The sequence below is a fragment of the Xanthomonas hortorum pv. pelargonii genome (assembly GCF_024499015.1).
Taxonomy (GTDB): Bacteria; Pseudomonadota; Gammaproteobacteria; order Xanthomonadales; family Xanthomonadaceae; genus Xanthomonas; species Xanthomonas hortorum_B.
Genome location: NZ_CP098604.1, coordinates 2,721,849 through 2,737,622, shown reverse-complemented (window position 1 = coordinate 2,737,622; position 15,774 = coordinate 2,721,849). Strand labels below are relative to the sequence as shown.

At 65.7% G+C, this 15,774-nt stretch carries 13 protein-coding genes and 1 pseudogene; 5 read left to right on the top strand and 9 right to left on the bottom strand.

Features of this window, described 5'->3' with window-relative positions; translation table 11 throughout:
- Nucleotides 1–16: 16 nt before the first annotated feature.
- Nucleotides 17–994, top strand: a complete 978-nt coding sequence (locus tag NDY25_RS11955) for a uroporphyrinogen-III C-methyltransferase (protein WP_168958633.1) — start codon at nucleotides 17–19, stop codon at nucleotides 992–994.
- The gene (locus NDY25_RS11950) at nucleotides 991–2,256 is read left to right on the top strand and encodes a heme biosynthesis protein HemY (RefSeq protein WP_168958634.1); all 1,266 of its coding nucleotides are present in this window, start codon (nucleotides 991–993) and stop codon (nucleotides 2,254–2,256) included. Before NDY25_RS11955 ends, NDY25_RS11950 begins: the two co-directional genes overlap by 4 nt.
- 204 nt (nucleotides 2,257–2,460) lie before the next feature.
- On the opposite strand, the gene NDY25_RS11945 is transcribed toward NDY25_RS11950, so the two are convergent.
- On the bottom strand, nucleotides 2,461–3,003 hold the full coding sequence (locus NDY25_RS11945) for a hypothetical protein (protein WP_168958635.1): 543 nt from the start codon (nucleotides 3,001–3,003) through the stop codon (nucleotides 2,461–2,463).
- Nucleotides 3,004–3,116: 113 nt separating this feature from the next.
- Entirely contained in the window at nucleotides 3,117–4,412 is a 1,296-nt protein-coding gene (locus NDY25_RS11940; RefSeq protein WP_043888825.1) for an acetyl-CoA C-acetyltransferase, read from the bottom strand.
- A gap of 88 nt (nucleotides 4,413–4,500) precedes the next feature.
- On the opposite strand from NDY25_RS11940, the gene NDY25_RS11935 reads away from it, so the two are divergent.
- A complete protein-coding gene (locus NDY25_RS11935; protein ID WP_168958636.1) occupies nucleotides 4,501–5,385 on the top strand; it encodes a hypothetical protein in 885 nt (294 codons plus the stop codon).
- A 218-nt stretch (nucleotides 5,386–5,603) separates the two neighbouring features.
- On the opposite strand, the gene NDY25_RS11930 is transcribed toward NDY25_RS11935, so the two are convergent.
- The 7 genes from NDY25_RS11930 to glnA all read right to left on the bottom strand — a co-directional run bounded on the left by NDY25_RS11930 (nucleotide 5,604) and on the right by glnA (nucleotide 13,612).
- Nucleotides 5,604–6,251 carry a superoxide dismutase family protein gene (locus NDY25_RS11930; RefSeq protein WP_168958637.1) on the bottom strand — a complete coding sequence of 216 codons (648 nt, stop codon included), beginning with the start codon at nucleotides 6,249–6,251 and terminating at the stop codon, nucleotides 5,604–5,606.
- Between the two features lie 49 nt (nucleotides 6,252–6,300).
- Nucleotides 6,301–6,903 (bottom strand): superoxide dismutase family protein, encoded by a 603-nt coding sequence (locus NDY25_RS11925; RefSeq protein ID WP_023902114.1) that lies wholly within the window; start codon nucleotides 6,901–6,903, stop codon nucleotides 6,301–6,303.
- A gap of 464 nt (nucleotides 6,904–7,367) precedes the next feature.
- Nucleotides 7,368–8,798 (bottom strand): nitrogen regulation protein NR(I), encoded by a 1,431-nt coding sequence (gene ntrC, locus NDY25_RS11920; RefSeq protein WP_006449207.1) that lies wholly within the window; start codon nucleotides 8,796–8,798, stop codon nucleotides 7,368–7,370.
- Complete coding sequence (locus NDY25_RS11915) at nucleotides 8,791–9,846, bottom strand: two-component system sensor histidine kinase NtrB (protein ID WP_006449208.1); 1,056 nt, start codon at nucleotides 9,844–9,846, stop codon at nucleotides 8,791–8,793. The genes ntrC and NDY25_RS11915 overlap by 8 nt, the downstream gene beginning before the upstream one ends.
- 264 nt (nucleotides 9,847–10,110) lie before the next feature.
- Nucleotides 10,111–11,553: an ammonium transporter gene (locus tag NDY25_RS11910; RefSeq protein WP_168958638.1), complete on the bottom strand. Its 1,443-nt coding sequence runs from the start codon at nucleotides 11,551–11,553 to the stop codon at nucleotides 10,111–10,113.
- 22 nt (nucleotides 11,554–11,575) lie between these two features.
- On the bottom strand, nucleotides 11,576–11,914 hold the full coding sequence (locus NDY25_RS11905) for a P-II family nitrogen regulator (protein ID WP_002808480.1): 339 nt from the start codon (nucleotides 11,912–11,914) through the stop codon (nucleotides 11,576–11,578).
- A 288-nt stretch (nucleotides 11,915–12,202) separates the two neighbouring features.
- Nucleotides 12,203–13,612 (bottom strand): type I glutamate--ammonia ligase, encoded by a 1,410-nt coding sequence (glnA, locus tag NDY25_RS11900; protein ID WP_006449210.1) that lies wholly within the window; start codon nucleotides 13,610–13,612, stop codon nucleotides 12,203–12,205.
- A 221-nt stretch (nucleotides 13,613–13,833) separates the two neighbouring features.
- On the opposite strand from glnA, the gene NDY25_RS11895 reads away from it, so the two are divergent.
- A complete protein-coding gene (locus NDY25_RS11895) occupies nucleotides 13,834–14,628 on the top strand; it encodes an undecaprenyl-diphosphate phosphatase (protein ID WP_168958639.1) in 795 nt (264 codons plus the stop codon).
- Nucleotides 14,629–14,765: 137 nt separating this feature from the next.
- Nucleotides 14,766–15,574 (top strand): annotated as a pseudogene (locus tag NDY25_RS11890) (META domain-containing protein).
- Nucleotides 15,575–15,774 lie beyond the last annotated feature (200 nt).

Here is a 15,774-nt window from a genome sequence, read left to right as displayed (position 1 = left end):
GCCCGAGGATGTCCCAATGACTGAAATGCCCGCTTCCACGCGACGCTTCCCCGTGGCCTGGCTGCTGCTTGCGGTTGCCGTGGCTGCAGTGGGTGTGGCGCTGTTTCTGGGCTGGCGCGCATGGCAGACCTATCAAAGCGGGCAGCTGCAGGCGGCCCAGGCGCAGCAGCAACGCTGGGATGGCACGCAGCAGATGCTGGAAACCTTGCGCCGCGATCAGCGCCTGGCCAACGAACGCCTGCAGGATGCCGCAGCGACCAATCGTGTGCTGCGCGATGAAATGCTCGGGCTGAGCCAGCGCAGCGCGTTGCTTGAAGAAACCGTACAAAAACTGGCCGATCCCAATCGACATGGCGCGCAGGCGCTGCGTCTGGATGAAGTGGAACTGCTGCTGCGGCTCGGCCAGCAACGCCTGAGTATTGCCGGCGACGCCGATGGCGCACGCCGTGCCTATGCGCTGGCCAATGCCGCACTCAACGGCGTGGACGACCCGGGCTACCTCAATCTGCGCCAGGCGCTGGTGCAGGAACGCGACGCACTGGACCGCCTCGGCGCTGGCCCGCAAGCGCAAGCCGGTCAACTGCTGGACACACTCGCCGCCGATCTGCAGCGCCTGCCGGAACACACCGCGCAAGAGAGCGAAGCCGCGCAGCCGTGGTGGCAGAAAGTGCTTGCACCGCTGGTGGACATTCGCCCCAGCCGTGGCGATGCGCTGCTCGTCGGCGGCGACCGCAACGCCGCGCGCGATGCCTTGCAGATCGAAGTCAGCCTGGCCCGCGCTGCGGCCGAACGCGGCGATGTCGATGGCTTCGCCCAATCGCTGCGGCGCGTGGACACCTGGACCACCCGGCTGTGGCCGGATTCGCCACAACGTCGCCAGGCCCGCACGCGCCTGCGCACCTTGCAACAAGCGCCACTGCGTCCGCGCCTGCCGGAACTGGGCACCACCCTGCTGCAACTGCAGGCCATGCGTGAAGGGAGATCCACCCAATGAAAGTGTTGCGTACCGTCTTGATCCTGTTGGTTGCCGTGGTGCTGGGCGTGCTCGGTGCGCAATGGTTGTCGCATCAAAACAGTTACGACCTGGGCAATGTGGTGGTCAGCGTCGGCGGCAACGACTATCGCGCGGCGATGCCGCAGGCGCTGCTGATACTGGTCATCGCATTGCTGGTGCTGTGGCTGGTGTGGACGCTGATCAGCCTGCCGTTCCGGGTCTGGGGCAAGTACCGCCGCAAGAAGGGCCGCGCCCGCCTGATCGAAGGCCTGCGCGCAGCCGATCACGGCCAGTGGCAGCGTGCCGAGCGCCTGCTGATCACTGCCAGCGAGGACGACGACGTCAGCGGTATCGCACTGGCAACTGCAGTCCGTGTGGCCGATGCGCGCGGCGATGACGCCTCGGCCACTGCGCTGGCCCAGCAACTGGCCGAGCGCGACCCCACCGCACATGCGCTGCTGCAAGGCGAACGGCATCTGGCGCGGCAACGCCCGGTCGAGGCGATCAATGCGCTCGATAGTGCCAACGCGCAACCGCTGCCGGCACGCGGGCTGTTGCTGCGCACGCAGGCCCTGGCGCAGATCGGCCGTGCCGACGAAGCCTACGGTCAACTCGGCGCATTGCGTCAGCAGGCGGTGCTGGCACCCGATGCCTACAACGCGCTGGAAGCCACCCTGGCCGAACAGACGCTGTTGCAGGCCGGCGATGCCAATGCCCTGGCCGAACGCTGGGAGGCGCTACCCAAGCCGCTGCGCACCTATCCGGCCGTGGTCGGCGCCTATGCACAGTGCGCGGCGATTCTGCATTGGGACGATGCGGCCGTACACAGCCTGGAACAGGCGCTGGATACGCAATGGGACGAATCGCTGGTGCGTCTGTACGGCGTGCTGCCGCTGGAAAAATACGATTCGCGCCGCGCCAGTGCGCAGCGTTGGCTCACCCAGTATCCGGATAGCCCGGGCCTGTTGTTGACGATGGCGCGCCTGGCGCGTCACCAACAGCAGTGGTCGCAGGCCGAAGAGTTTCTGCATCGCGCCGTGGCCAATGGCGCCGGCAGCGAGGCCTGGGAAGAACTTGGGCATGGCTTTGCCGCAGCGGGCGATCTGCTGTCGGCGCAGCACTGCTATGCCAATGCCCTGCGCGCCGCACGCGGCGAACCGGTGCATGAGGGTTTGCCGCAGCAATCGTTGCGTGGACCGATCGTCTCGGCGTATGCAACACCGCCGGCCGACCCGCTCGCACCGGACGATCGCGTGCTGTAATCGATCACGCTGTCATCGATCACGGCTGATCGATTCTGCGGCGTGTGGATTAACTGAAAAGCCCCGGCATGTCCGGGGCTTTTTTGTTTTGTGGGTCTGAGCGGGAGTGCTGCCACCAAAATTCACCGGCCTGCGATGACATCTGCAGCGACGGCGACGCAAGAACGCTACAAAAATATCTGCAGATATGCGCCGCACCGCAGATCATCGATCGCGCGATCCCCAAGGCGGTGCTGGCAGCTCGCGCAAGAACGCATCGCAGGCACCCAGGAAACGCGCCTGCTCATGGTCAACCGATTGCGGCGATAACACCCGCGAGCCAAGTCTGCCGATCAACAGCATGAGCGCCATCACAGCAGCGCCGGTCAGCCAGCCGATCGCGCCGTCCAGCGCCAGACCGCCTAGCAGCAACGGCAAGACCGATGCCCTCGTGATGACGACATAGCGTATGCGGCGCCGCTCGTGCTGGGCGCACAAGCTCAGCACATGCGCGCTGCGCTTGCGCAACACGATGGCCAGGATCAGATACGGCAATATGCCCATCAACAGCGCCAGATAGATCACCGGGTGATGCCAATGAAAGATATAGCGACGCGGCAAGTCGTCGCCCGGCGCATTGCACTTGACGCAACGCGGCGGCAGATCGGCGCCCGGCGTGCACACCAGTACATCGCCTTCGCGCCACACCTCGCCTTGCGCTGATGTCAGGTAAAGGGTGGGTGGTTCACGAACATCATCGTTCGACATCCATGCGTCCTTGCAGGTTGGGGATTGGGGATTGGGGATGTCGGGATTCGCAAAAAGAACTTCGCCTTAGCGAATCCCCAATCCCGAATACCAAATCCCGCTGCGCAGCAGCATCAGCGCTCGACGATGGCGACCACGCCCATGCCGCCGGCCGTACAGATCGAAATCAACGCACGCCCGCCGCCACGTTCTTCCAGCTGCTTGGCGGCGGTGGCCACCACGCGCGCGCCGGTGGCGGCGAACGGGTGACCGGTCGCCAGTGACGAACCCAGCGGGTTGATCTTGTCCGGGTCGATGCGGCCCAGCGGCGCATCCAGACCAAGGCGGTTGCGGCAGTAGTCCTCGCTTTCCCAGGCGCGCAGCGTGCACAACACTTGGGCGGCGAACGCCTCGTGGATCTCGTAGATGTCGAAGTCCTGCAGGGTCAGGCCCTGGCGCGCCAGCATCTGCGGCACTGCAATGGTCGGCGCCATCAGCAGACCTTCGCCATGCACGAAATCCACCGCCGCCACCTGGGCATCGCGCAGATAGGCCATCGGGGTGTGCCCGTGCGCCAGCGCCCAGGCTTCGCTGGACAACAGCACCGCAGCAGCACCGTCGGTGAGCGGGGTGGAATTGGCCGCGGTCAGCGTGCCGCGGCCAGAGGTCTTGTCGAACGCCGGGCGCAGCGTGGCGAGTTTTTCCAGCGAGGTGTCCGCACGCAAAATATTGTCGCGCGAGACACCGCGGAACGGGGCGATCAACGAATCGAAGAAGCCGCGCTCATACGCTGCCGCCAGCTTGTGATGCGAGGCTACCGCCCACGCGTCCTGCGAATCGCGCGCGATGTTCCATTCCTTGGCCATGTCCTCGCAGTGGTCGCCCATGCTCTTGCCGGTGCGCGGCTCGGCCACGCCGGGGAACTCGGGCTTGAGCTCGCCGAACTTGAAACCGCGCAGCAGCGCCTTGAGCTTGTCGCCGGTGGCCTTGGCCCGGTTGGCGGCCAGCAGCCGCGCGCGTAGCTTCTTGCCGTAGACGATCGGCACTTCGGACGTCGTGTCCGAACCGCCGCCGATGCCCGAATCGATCTGCCCCAGCGCAATCTTGTTGGCGATGGTGATCACCGAATCCAGGCTGGTGCCGCAGGCGCGCTGCAGGGTGATGCCCGGCGTCAGCGGCGACAGGCCGGACGACAGCGCCGCCTCGCGGGCCAGATTCCAGTCCGAGGAGTGCTTGATCACCGCCCCCATCGCCACTTCGCCCAGTTGCTGCCCATGCAGCCCGAAGCGCTCGACCAGCGCGCCCAGCGTGCGCACCGACATGCCCAGGTTGCCCACGTCCGCGTATGCGGTGTTCTGACGACAGAACGGGATACGAACGCCGCCCAAGATGGCGACGGGACGGGCTGCTGGCATCGGTTGACCTGGCATGGAGGACTCGGGGACATGGCCTGCACAGGGCCGGCAGGCATAATGGCCGCAGTGTAGCTTCGACCCCGTGATGGGCCAACCGCGAATCATGAGCAAGACCGAACACGGCGTGACCGCCATGGGTGTGATGGCGCTGGAATTGACGGGCGGCAGCGCCCCCGAGCGCGGCGCCTTGGCGCCCGAGCAGGCCGGCATGCTGGCCGAACGTATCGGCCGCGACCTGGCGCAGTGGATCCCGGAGATCCGCGCGCTGGAGCTGAGCGTGGCGATGGCGCATTTCGACCCGGCCGAAGTGCTGCGGCCAGGCTGGCCGCTGCATCGCCGGCTGGAAGAGCTGCAGGCGCGCGCACCAGGACGCGATCAGGGCCCGCGCGTGCTGGCCTTCGGTGCCGATGCGCAGGGTGAGATTCCGTTGCCGTTTCAGGCCGATGCACAACTCACTGGCGGCGGCCTGCGCGTGCTGCCGTTCCTGCTGTCCGGCGATCCGGAAATCGTCGCCACCGTGGCCGATGCGATGGAAGAAGTGCTGCTGGCCCAGGGCATGGCGCAAGCCGACACCGCCTTGCTGGCGCAGGAAAGCTTCGGCGCACGCATCGAACACGCGCGCTATCTCACCGCGAACGATCTGGCGGCGATGATTTCGATGCAGTACGACAATCAAGGGTTGGCGCCGCTATGGCCGCTGATCGAAGCCGCCCTGCTGGCTCCGCACACTGAAGAATGGCTGCAACAGCCGCCCGAGCCGGTGCTGCGTTATGTCGACGGCGAAGTGCGCATCGCGCTGTTCGACCCGGCCGGCTGGTGCGATTACTACACCCACGATCGCGAAAACTGCGAGCGTCTGCGCGGCGTCTACGAGCAATACCTCTCACGCCAGCGACAGATGGCCGCCGTACTGGAAGCGCATGGGCTGCCAGTGCTGTATGTGCATGTGGAACCGGGGCAGGATCCGCGTCAGGCATTGGCTGCCTAAGCAACGCACCGGTTACTTTGGACGTTGAACTGTTAGCGCGCACTGGAAAACCGGCGTTTTCGGTGACAAACATGGCACGCGCCTACGCGCCTTACATCCATGTGCTGAACTGGTCCGTGCACTGAAACCAGCACCAATGCTTGGCAGGTGTGTACCAAACAAATAACGCCGCAGTGATCGATCACTGCGGCGTTTGTTTGTCTGCCCGTTTCTTTTGCTTACTTGGTCGCAGCCGGCGCGTTGTCGGTGGTGATCACACCGCAGGCCAGACGGCCGCCGGCGTTGCCGGTGGGTTGGGTTTTGTAGTCGTCCGCGTCGGCATGCACGATCACGGCGTGGCCGGCGATATCGAACTGGTCGGCCTTGCCGAGATTGACGTTGCTCGAGACCGGGCCATCGATGCTGGCATTGCCCTGCGCGTCGGCCTTGATGTTGGGCATGTCGCCACCGTGATGCGGGTCGGCGCTGACGGTGCCGTGGTCGGATTGGGCCGGGTTGAAATGCCCGCCGGCACTGCTGCCGTCCGGTGCGCTGCAATCGCCCTTTTCGTGGATGTGGAAGCCGTGCTCGCTGTTGGGCTTGAGGCCGCTCAGTTGGCCGGTGACGCGCAGCGCGCCGTCGACGGTCTTGAAGCTCACCGTGCCCTTGACCTCATTGCCCTTGGTCGGCTTGAGCTCGGCGGTTGCGGTGGTAGTGGCTGCCGCTTCGGTGACCATGGAGGCGGCATGCTCGCCACCATGCGCCGCTTCGGCTGGCGTGCCGGCCTGCGGTGCGGGTGCAGGATCGGCCGGTGCCGGTTCGTCGCGCTTGCACGCGGTCAGCACCAACGCGGTGACCAGGAACAACGTCGTGGGAAGAATGCGCATGAAAAAACTCCTGTAGAGAGGCCGCAGTTGCGGCCATGGATGCCCCAACTCAGGGCTGCGAAGGGGGTGTGCGCCATTGGGTGACGCGAATGACGCCGCAGGCCAGACGTGCGCCGGCATTGCCACTGGGCTGGCTGCGATAGTCGTCTGGATCGGCATGCACGATCAGCGCCTTGCCGATCACATCGGTGGGCGCGGCATCGCCCAGGGTGATGCCGGCAATGATCATGTCCAGGTGCGCAACGCCTTCGGCATCGGCGCGCAGATTGTCCATATCGCCCAGGTGATGCGCGCCGCTACCGCCGCGCCCGTGCGGTGCACCGGTCGGATTGAAATGCGCACCCGCGCTGCTGGCATCGGCGGCACTGCAATCGCCGCGCTCGTGCACATGGAAGCCGGCAACACCGCCCGGGCGCAGGCCACCGACGGTGCCGGTGATGCGGATTCCCTGTAACGCAGGTACCAGCACCACCCGACCGCTGACCAGACTGCCCGAGGCCGAGGCCAGCGCCGCTTCGGCCTGTTGCACCGGACGGGTGGGCACGACACGCGCCACGGGCGGTGGCGGTGTCTTCGGCGGTGGTGGCGTGCTGCTGCAGGCGGCCAGCGCCAGAGCGGTGAGGGCGACGATCGTGGACGACCGGTAACGCATCGAGTTGTTCTCCTGATCAGGCTGGAAACCTATGCGGGCACATGTTCACGTGCCATGAAATGCGCTTGCCGGCTGATCGGGAGTTTACGGGGTTGGTGTGGGTGGTCGGGTTGTCTGAGGTACGCGCTTGCGCCGCGGGCGCTTCAAGGCACGCGCGTCAATGGTGCGCGAATAGTGCTTTCTCGCCCCTATGTGCATTTGCAGTCAGCCTGTCTCGCGTCCGCGCCGTTCCTTCTCCCGCCGGGAGAAGGTGCCCTGCAGGGGCGGATGAGGGTACGGGCGAAGCCCTAATCAAGTCCGGGTGCACGCTGGCTACGCCCCGTACCCTCACCCCAACCCCTCTCCCGGCGGGAGAGGGGCTCAACTCCGCGTGCGGTCTGATGCACCATTGCGGTAAGCCTGTATCGCCTACGCGCCGTTCCTTCTTTCAGCGGAGCGGGCTTTAGCCGGGGCCAGGCGATACATCAGCGGCGTTTGCGCCCCGGGCCGAGTTTGCGGGTGACGGTGTTTCGGCCCAGGCCCAAGCGTGCGGCGGCCTCGGCGCGGCGGCCCTGGGTGAGCTGCAGGGCGGCTTCGAGCAGGGTCTTGTCGAGGCGTTCGCGGGCCTCGGCGTGCAGGCCCTGGGCGCCTTCGCTCAGACGTTGCGCGGCCCAGCTGGAGAGCATCTCGTCCCATTGCCCATCGCTGCGCCCGGCGCGTTGGCGACGGCCGCCACGCGCCAATGCGGCTTCCACGTCGACCACGTCGATGATGTCGGCGGTGGCCAATGCGGCCAGGCGCCAGCACACGTTTTCCAGTTCGCGCACGTTGCCGGGCCAGTCGTAGTGGCGCAGGCCTTCCAAGGCGGCCGACGACAGCCGTTTGGGCAGCATGTCGAGCTTGCGCCCGGCCATGGCCAGGAAGTTTTCAGCCAGTTGCGCGATGTCGCCGCGGCGCTCGCGCAGCGGCGGTAATTGCAGACGCACCACGTCCAGGCGATGCAACAAGTCGGCACGGAAGCGGCCTTGTTCGACCAGCGCTTCCAGGTCCTGGTGGGTGGCGGCGATCACGCGCACGTCGACCCGGATGAGTTCGCGCCCACCGACACGAAAGAATTCGTTCTCTGCCAGCACGCGCAGCAAACGGGTCTGCAGCGGCAGCGGCATATCGCCGATTTCGTCCAGAAACAACGTTCCGCCATCGGCCTGTTCGAAACGGCCGATATGCCGTTTGGTGGCACCGGTGAAGGCGCCGGTTTCGTGGCCGAACAATTCGCTTTCCAGCAATTCTGCAGGAATGGCGGCAGTGTTGAGGGCAACGAAGGATTTGCGCGCACGCGGCGATTCGTTGTGCAGCGCGCGTGCGACCAGTTCCTTGCCGGTGCCGGTTTCGCCGTTGATCAGCACCGACAGCGGTGCCTGCGCGAGCCGGCCGATGGCGCGGAACAACGCCTGCATCGCCGGGGTGTCGCCGATCAGTGCGGCCGAGCCTTGCGCCACCGGCACGCCGACCAGTGCGTCGACGCCGGCATCGGCATCCGGCAGCGCGCGTGCGGCCAGGGCCACCGCGTCGTCCAGGTCGAACGGCTTGGAGAGGAACTCGTGCGCGCCGCCGCGAAACGCGCCGGCAGTGCTGGCCACATCGGTGTAGGCCGACATGACGATCACCGGCAATTGCGGGTGCTTGGACTTGAGTTTGTCGAGCAAGGTCAGGCCGTCTTCGCCGGGCATGCGCACATCGGTGAACAGCAAATCGGGCGTGGGCCGCATGGCCAGTGCCTGCAGCGCAGCGGCGGCACTCTCGAAGCCATCCACGGCGTAGCCGGCATCGCGCAAAGCGGTGGACAGCACGAAGCGGACCGAACGGTCGTCGTCGACCACCCAGATATGGTGGGATGCGGCGGCGGCCTCAGCCATGCAGATGCTCCTTGTCGTGATCGCCGGCCAGCTCGGGCAACAGCAGGGTGAAAACGGTATGGCCAGCGCGCGAGCGGTAGGTCAGCGTGCCGTGGTGTTCGCGCGAGACCTGCTGAGCCAGCGCCAGGCCCAGGCCACTGCCTTCGGCGCGCCCGCTGACCAGCGGCAGGAACAGGTGTTCGGCCAGTTCTTCGGGCACACCGCCGCCGTCGTCGATGATCTCCAGCCGCAGCGACATCGCATGCACGCGGTCGCGGATGCGCTGACCATGTTCGACGCGCGTGCGCAATGTCACCCGCGTCGCACCGGCCTGGAACGCGTTGCGCACCAGATTCCAGACCGCCTGGGTCAAGCGATCGCCATCGCCAAGGATGTCGGGAATGCTGGGGTCGTAATCGCGTTGCACCTGCACCGACCAGCCCCCCTCGGCTTCGGCCAGGCGCAGCACGCGCTCCAGCACGACGTGGATATTGAGGCGGTCGTGCGGGCGTGCCGGTGTGGGCGAGAGCAGGCGTTCGAGCAGGGTGTTGAGGCGTTCGATCTCGGTACCGATCAATTCGATCAGCTCGCGCTCGTCCTCGTCGCGCCCGGCCGAACGGCGTGCCAGCAGTTGTGCGGCGCCCTTCAACCCGGCCAGCGGATTACGCAGCTCGTGCGCCAGGCCCTTGAGCGCAGCGCTGAGGGCGTTGGGCAGTGCATGGGTGGGATCCAGCGCGGGGAATTCGTCGACCGGGTGGGTTTCCAGCAGCCAGCCGCCGTCGTCCAGCCGCGACAGCCAGCCTTCGGCAAAGCGCGGCGCGTCGTTGGGCAGGCCCAGGGCCAGCCGATGCAGACGCAGCACATCGCGTTCGTCGTTGAGCAGGAAGCGGGCGAGCGCATCGCCCTGTACTTCCAGCGCGGCCAGCGGTTGATCGACCAGGCGCCGTGCGCTGACGCCGAGCCAGCGCGCGAAGGCTGGATTGACGCCCAGCACACGGCCCTCGCGGTCGGCCCAGGCCACCGGGGTGCCCAGGCTGTCCAGCGATGGCATCGAAGAAGAAATCACCATTGCACCAATTTAGTGCAAGCAGCATCGACGTGCGCGGATGTCGCGCCAGACGAAGCGTGCAGAGAAGAATTCGGGGCCGACGAGCGGTGGCGTGCACCCATCCAGCGCACATCCGCGCCGACAGTGACAGGCGTGGGGCTGGTCATGCAGACACCTCGGCAGTTGACCCGCGCCAATCAGGGCTGCGGGGAGAAACGGACCCGGCGAGCAGTCCCGGCCGGGTCGTGATGCCACCCGCAGCGGCATGGCTGCGGGTGTTCATGCTCAAGACTCGTAAGCGGCTTCGCCGTGCGAGGTGATGTCCAACCCCTCACGCTCGGCTTCTTCGGTGACGCGCAGGCCGAACACCAGCTTGGCCACCAGGAAACCCACCACCGAGACCACGCCGATCCACACCAGGGTGATGCCCACGCCCAATGCCTGGATGCCGACCTGATGCACGATGTCGTAGTCGCCGCCTTTCTGGCCGCCCAGCGAGGCTGCCGAAAACACGCCGGTCAGGATCGCGCCGATGATGCCGCCCAGGCCATGCACGCCGAACACGTCCAGGCTGTCGTCGGCACCGAGCAGGCGCTTGAGACCGGTAACGCCCCACACGCACAGCACGCCGGCGGCAAGACCAATCACGATCGCGCCGAACGGACCCACCGTGCCGCAGGCCGGGGTGATGCCGACCAGGCCGGCGACCATGCCCGAAGCCACACCCAGAGCGGAGGACTTGCCCTTGATGATCTTCTCGGTCAACGACCAGCCCAGCACCGCCGCGGCAGTAGCCAGCAAGGTGTTGAGGAAGGCCAGCGCCGCACCGGCGTTGGCTTCCAGGTTGGAGCCGGCGTTGAAGCCGAACCAGCCCACCCACAGCAGCGAGGCGCCGACGAAGGTCAGGGTCACGTTGTGCGGCTTGATCGCCTCACGCCCCAACCCGGCACGCTTGCCGACGAAGTAGGCGCCGACCAGGCCGGCGATACCGGCGTTGATGTGCACCACCGTGCCACCGGCAAAATCCAGCGCGCCCAGCCCGAACAGATAGCCACCGGTGGCCCAGACCATGTGCGCCAGCGGCAGATAGCCGAAGGTGAACCAGATCACCGAGAACAACAGCACTGCGGCGAACTTGGCGCGTTCGGCAAAGGCACCGACGATCAGCGCGCCGGTGATGCCGGCGAAGGTCGCCTGGAACGCCACGAACACGTATTCCGGCAGGCTGACACCCTTGGTGAAGGTGGCCGACAGGGTTTCGATGGTCACGCCCTTGAGCAGTGCCTTGTCCAGATTGCCGATCCACGGACCTTCGCCGGAGAACGCCAGGCTATAGCCGTAGAGCACCCACAGAATGGTCAGCAGCGAAAACACCACAGCGACCTGGATCAGCACCGACAGCACGTTCTTGGCGCGCACCATGCCGCCATAGAACAGCGCCAGACCCGGCACCACCATCAGCAATACCAACAAAGTGGAAGTCAGCATCCAGGCGACATCGCCCTTCTCGACCACGGGTGCCGCCTCGGCGGCCGCCACGGGAGCGGCTTCCGGCTGCGTGGACGGCAGCGGTTCGGTGGTGACCGGCTCGGTCGGCAACGGGGTGACCTGCGGGGTGGATTGCGCATGCGCGCTACCCATGCCGCCCACCACCAGCGCACTGAACAGCATCAGCATGCAGACGCTGTAGAGCCGGGCTTTCCACCCGGCGAAAAGACCTGTCTTCATAAGGACTCCTGGGGTGGGGGATTCAGAGCGCATCGGCGCCGATCTCGCCGGTACGGATGCGCACGACTTGCTCGATCGCGGTCACGAAGATCTTGCCGTCGCCGATCTTGCCGGTACCGGCGGCGTTCTGGATCGCCTCGACCACCGCGTCCAGCCGGTCGTCGGTCACCACCGTCTCGATCTTGATCTTGGGCAGGAAGTCGACGACGTACTCGGCGCCGCGGTACAGCTCGGTGTGGCCTTTCTGGCGTCCGAAACCCTTGACCTCGGTCACGGTGATGCCCGACACGCCCGCTGCGGACAAGGCCTCACGGACCTCGTCGAGCTTGAACGGCCGGATGATGGCGGTGATCAATTTCATGCGCATACCCCGAATGGTGGAAAAAACCGGCCGGCATTGCGCCGCCCGGCGGTGTCATTCCCCTGGATGCCAACCCCGGCATCCACTTGTTCGCGATCGCGCAGACCCCAGCGGATGCCGTTGCATCCGCCTCGTGGGAGAGGTCAGGCCCGCGCGTCGCGATCCAGTGCTCTCTCAATACCTTTACCAATACCCCTGCAAGTCCACGGCATCGACCATGGACCTATCGAACATGGGCGGCGATGGCGGAGGTGGGAGGGGGGGCCTCCGCCATCACCGCGGTGGAACTCAGTTGCCGTAGTACAGCTGGTACTCCAACGGGTGAGTAGCAGCACGGAACTTGGTGACTTCCTGCATCTTCAGCGCGATGTAGCCGTCGATGAAGTCGTCGCTCATGACGCCGCCGGCCTTGAGGAACTCGCGGTCCTTGTCCAGCGCTTCCAACGCCTGATCCAGGCTGGAACAGACCTGCGGAATCAGCTTCTCTTCTTCCGGCGGCAGGTCGTACAGATCCTTGTCGCTGGGTGCGCCCGGGTCGATCTGGTTCTTGATGCCGTCCAGGCCGGCCATCATCAGCGCGGTGAAGGTCAGGTAGCCGGACTGCAACGGATCGGGGAAGCGCATTTCGATGCGGCGCGCCTTCGGGTTGGTGACCCACGGAATGCGGCACGAGGCCGAACGGTTGCGGGCCGAATAGGCCAGCATCACCGGCGCTTCGTAACCCGGGACCAGGCGCTTGTAGCTGTTGGTGCCGGAGTTGGAGAAGGCGTTGATCGCACGGGCGTGCTTGAAGATGCCGCCGATGTACCACAGCGCCATCTGCGACAGACCACCGTAGCCGTCGCCGGAGAACAGGTTGACGCCGCCCTTGGTCAGCGACTGGTGCACGTGCATGCCCGAGCCGTTGTCGCCCACGATGGGCTTGGGCATGAAGGTCGCGGTCTTGCCGTTGCGGTAGGCGACGTTCTTGATGATGTACTTCATCGTCAGCAGTTCGTCGGCCTTTTGCACCAGCGAGCTGAACTTGGTGCCGATCTCGCACTGGCCGGCAGTGGCCACTTCGTGGTGATGCACTTCGGTCTCGATGCCGACCTGTTCCAGGGTCTTGATCATTTCCGCACGCAGGTCGTGCAGCGTGTCGGTCGGCGGAACCGGGAAGTAGCCGCCCTTCACGCCGGGACGGTAGCCGCTGTTGCCGCCGTCGTACTTGGCGCCGGTGTTCCAGGCGGCCTCTTCCGAGCCGACCTGGAAGAAGGTGTGGCCCATGTCGTTGGCGAAGCGGACCGAATCGAAGATGAAGAATTCCGGCTCCGGGCCGAAGAACGCCTGGTCGGCGGTGCCGGAGGACTTCAGATAGGCCTCTGCGCGCTTGGCGATGCCGCGCGGGTCGCGCTCATAGCTCTGCATGGTGGCCGGATCGAGGATGTCGCAGGTCAGCACGATGGTCGGATCGGCGAAGAACGGATCCAGATAAGCGGTGCCTGCGTCCGGGAGCAGGACCATGTCCGACTCGTTGATGCCCTTCCAACCCGCGATGGAGCTGCCATCGAACATCTTGCCTTCTTCGAACAACGCCGGCTCGATGATATTGGCCGGAAAGGTGATGTGTTGCTGTACACCACGCATATCGACGAAGCGCAGGTCGACGAACTCGACCTTGTTGTCCTTGATCAGCTTTTCAACATTTTCCACGGACATCGGAAGAAACCTCAGGGGAAGTTAAGTGGCTCGTGAGCAGTACTACAGCAGGGACCGTGCCAAGCGTCAGACTTTCACAAGTCGTTGATTTTGCTTGCCTCGCTTGAGGCCGCTCACACCTAGATAGCACCAACAAGGTGCCAATCAATCGCACATTGCACCGACATGGTGCATCCCGCAATGCACTATCCTGACGCCTCCCCCACCCCTCCCCCAGTCCGATGTCCGATCTGATTTCCGCCCTGCTGTTGGGCATTCTCGAAGGCTTGACCGAATTCCTGCCGATCTCCAGCACCGGCCACCTGCTGATCGCCGAACAATGGCTCGGACGCCGTTCTGACTTCTTCAATATCGTCATCCAGGCCGGCGCGATCCTGGCGATCTGCCTGGCGCTGCGGCAGAAGCTGTGGACCCTGGCCACCGGCCTGGGCGAACGCGACAATCGCGACTACGTGCTCAAGATCGGCGTGGCTTTCCTGGTCACTGCAGTGGTTGGTCTGATCGTGCGCAAGGCCGGCTGGCAACTGCCGGAAACCGTGCAGCCGGTGGCCTGGGCGCTGCTGATCGGCGGGCTATGGATGCTGGTGGCCGAGCACTTTGCCGGCAAGTTGCCCGAGCGCGACGTGGTGACCTGGAAAGTGGCCATCGCGGTCGGTCTGGCGCAGGTGGTGGCGGGCGTGTTCCCCGGCACTTCGCGCTCGGCCTCGGCGATCTTTCTGGCCATGCTGCTGGGCCTGAGCAAGCGCTCGGCGGCGGCGGATTTCGTGTTCATGGTGGGCATTCCGACCATGTTCGCGGCCAGCGGCTACGCGCTGCTGGAGATGTACAAGGAAGGCGGCTTCGGCAGCGAGAACTGGGCCGAGGTGGCGGTGGCCTTCGTGGCGGCGACCATCACCGGGTTTGTGGTGGTGAAGTGGCTGCTGGGCTACATCAAGAAGCATCGCTTCACGGTGTTTGCGGTCTATCGCATCGTGCTCGGCGCGGCGCTGCTGTTGTGGCTGCCGGCTGCGGCCTGAAGAGGCAGCGGCGGTCGCGTGTCGTGCCCGTTGAGGCGAGCGCGACATGCAAGGCACGCTTCCAGGCAGTGACGCCCGTCATTGCCCTGGCCGTGCGGTGGCGGTATCACTGACGCATCGATCACCGGGAGCCGCCCATGCGTGCCGTGTTCTTCGCCCCTGCACTGCTGGCGGCGGGCGTGACGGCCTGCGGGTCGGGCGCTTCGCCGGACGCACCCGGCTCCTCCCCAGCGCTGCCGCGCAAGCGGATGCGGTAGCCGCACCGGCCGCCGACAATGCCCCGCTGCGGGCCGCCCTGCGCGCACAACACTGGCGATTGCAGCAGGCCAGCGATGCGCACGGCACCGCGTTGCGCAGCCTGTTTGTGGAAGGTATGCCGCCATTGCAACTGGACTTCAGCGATCAGCGCATCCAGGTCAGCCAGACCTGCAACGCGCTGGGCGCAAATTACAGCGTTGCCGAGACGCAGCTGCAGATCGGCCGGGTGGTGTCGAGCAAACGCCTGTGCGCGCAAGCGCGGCGGATGGCGCAGGAACGTGCCGCCAGCGAGTTGCTGTCCGGCCGTTTCGCGGTGGCGTTGAACAGCGCGCAGGCCGCGCCGCGACTGACCCTGACCCGCAGCGATGGCACCCGCCTGGTCTTCGGTGGCGTCGCCACCGCAGACACGCGCTATGGCGGCCCCGGCCAGACCTTGCTGATCGAAGTGGCCGCCGAGACCGTGCCGTGCGTCTCCGACCCGTCGCGCCAATGCCTGCAGCTGCGCGAGCAGGATGCGGCGGGACAGCCTGCCACCCAGACCTGGCACCCCTTCGAGGGCAAGATCGAAGGCTTCGCGCACGAAACCGGCATCCGCACCTTGCTGCGCGTGACGCGTTATCCCGCCGCTGCGGGCGCCGAGGGCGCGCCGGTGTATGTGCTCGATCAGATGATCGAAGCCAGCGGCTAGCGATCGGGCATTGTCAGGCGCGGCGTTATCGCGTGGTCACCGATGCGGATGCGAGCGGCGCGCCCAGATGCGACGTGCAGATGCAGGCTACTGACAGCAGCCACCAACACATAGCGAGCGGTCGTCAGGTCGAACGCGAACGACGCGCAGGAATGCAGTGATCGATTGGTACATGCCGCTACCGAGTTGCCGGACAACGT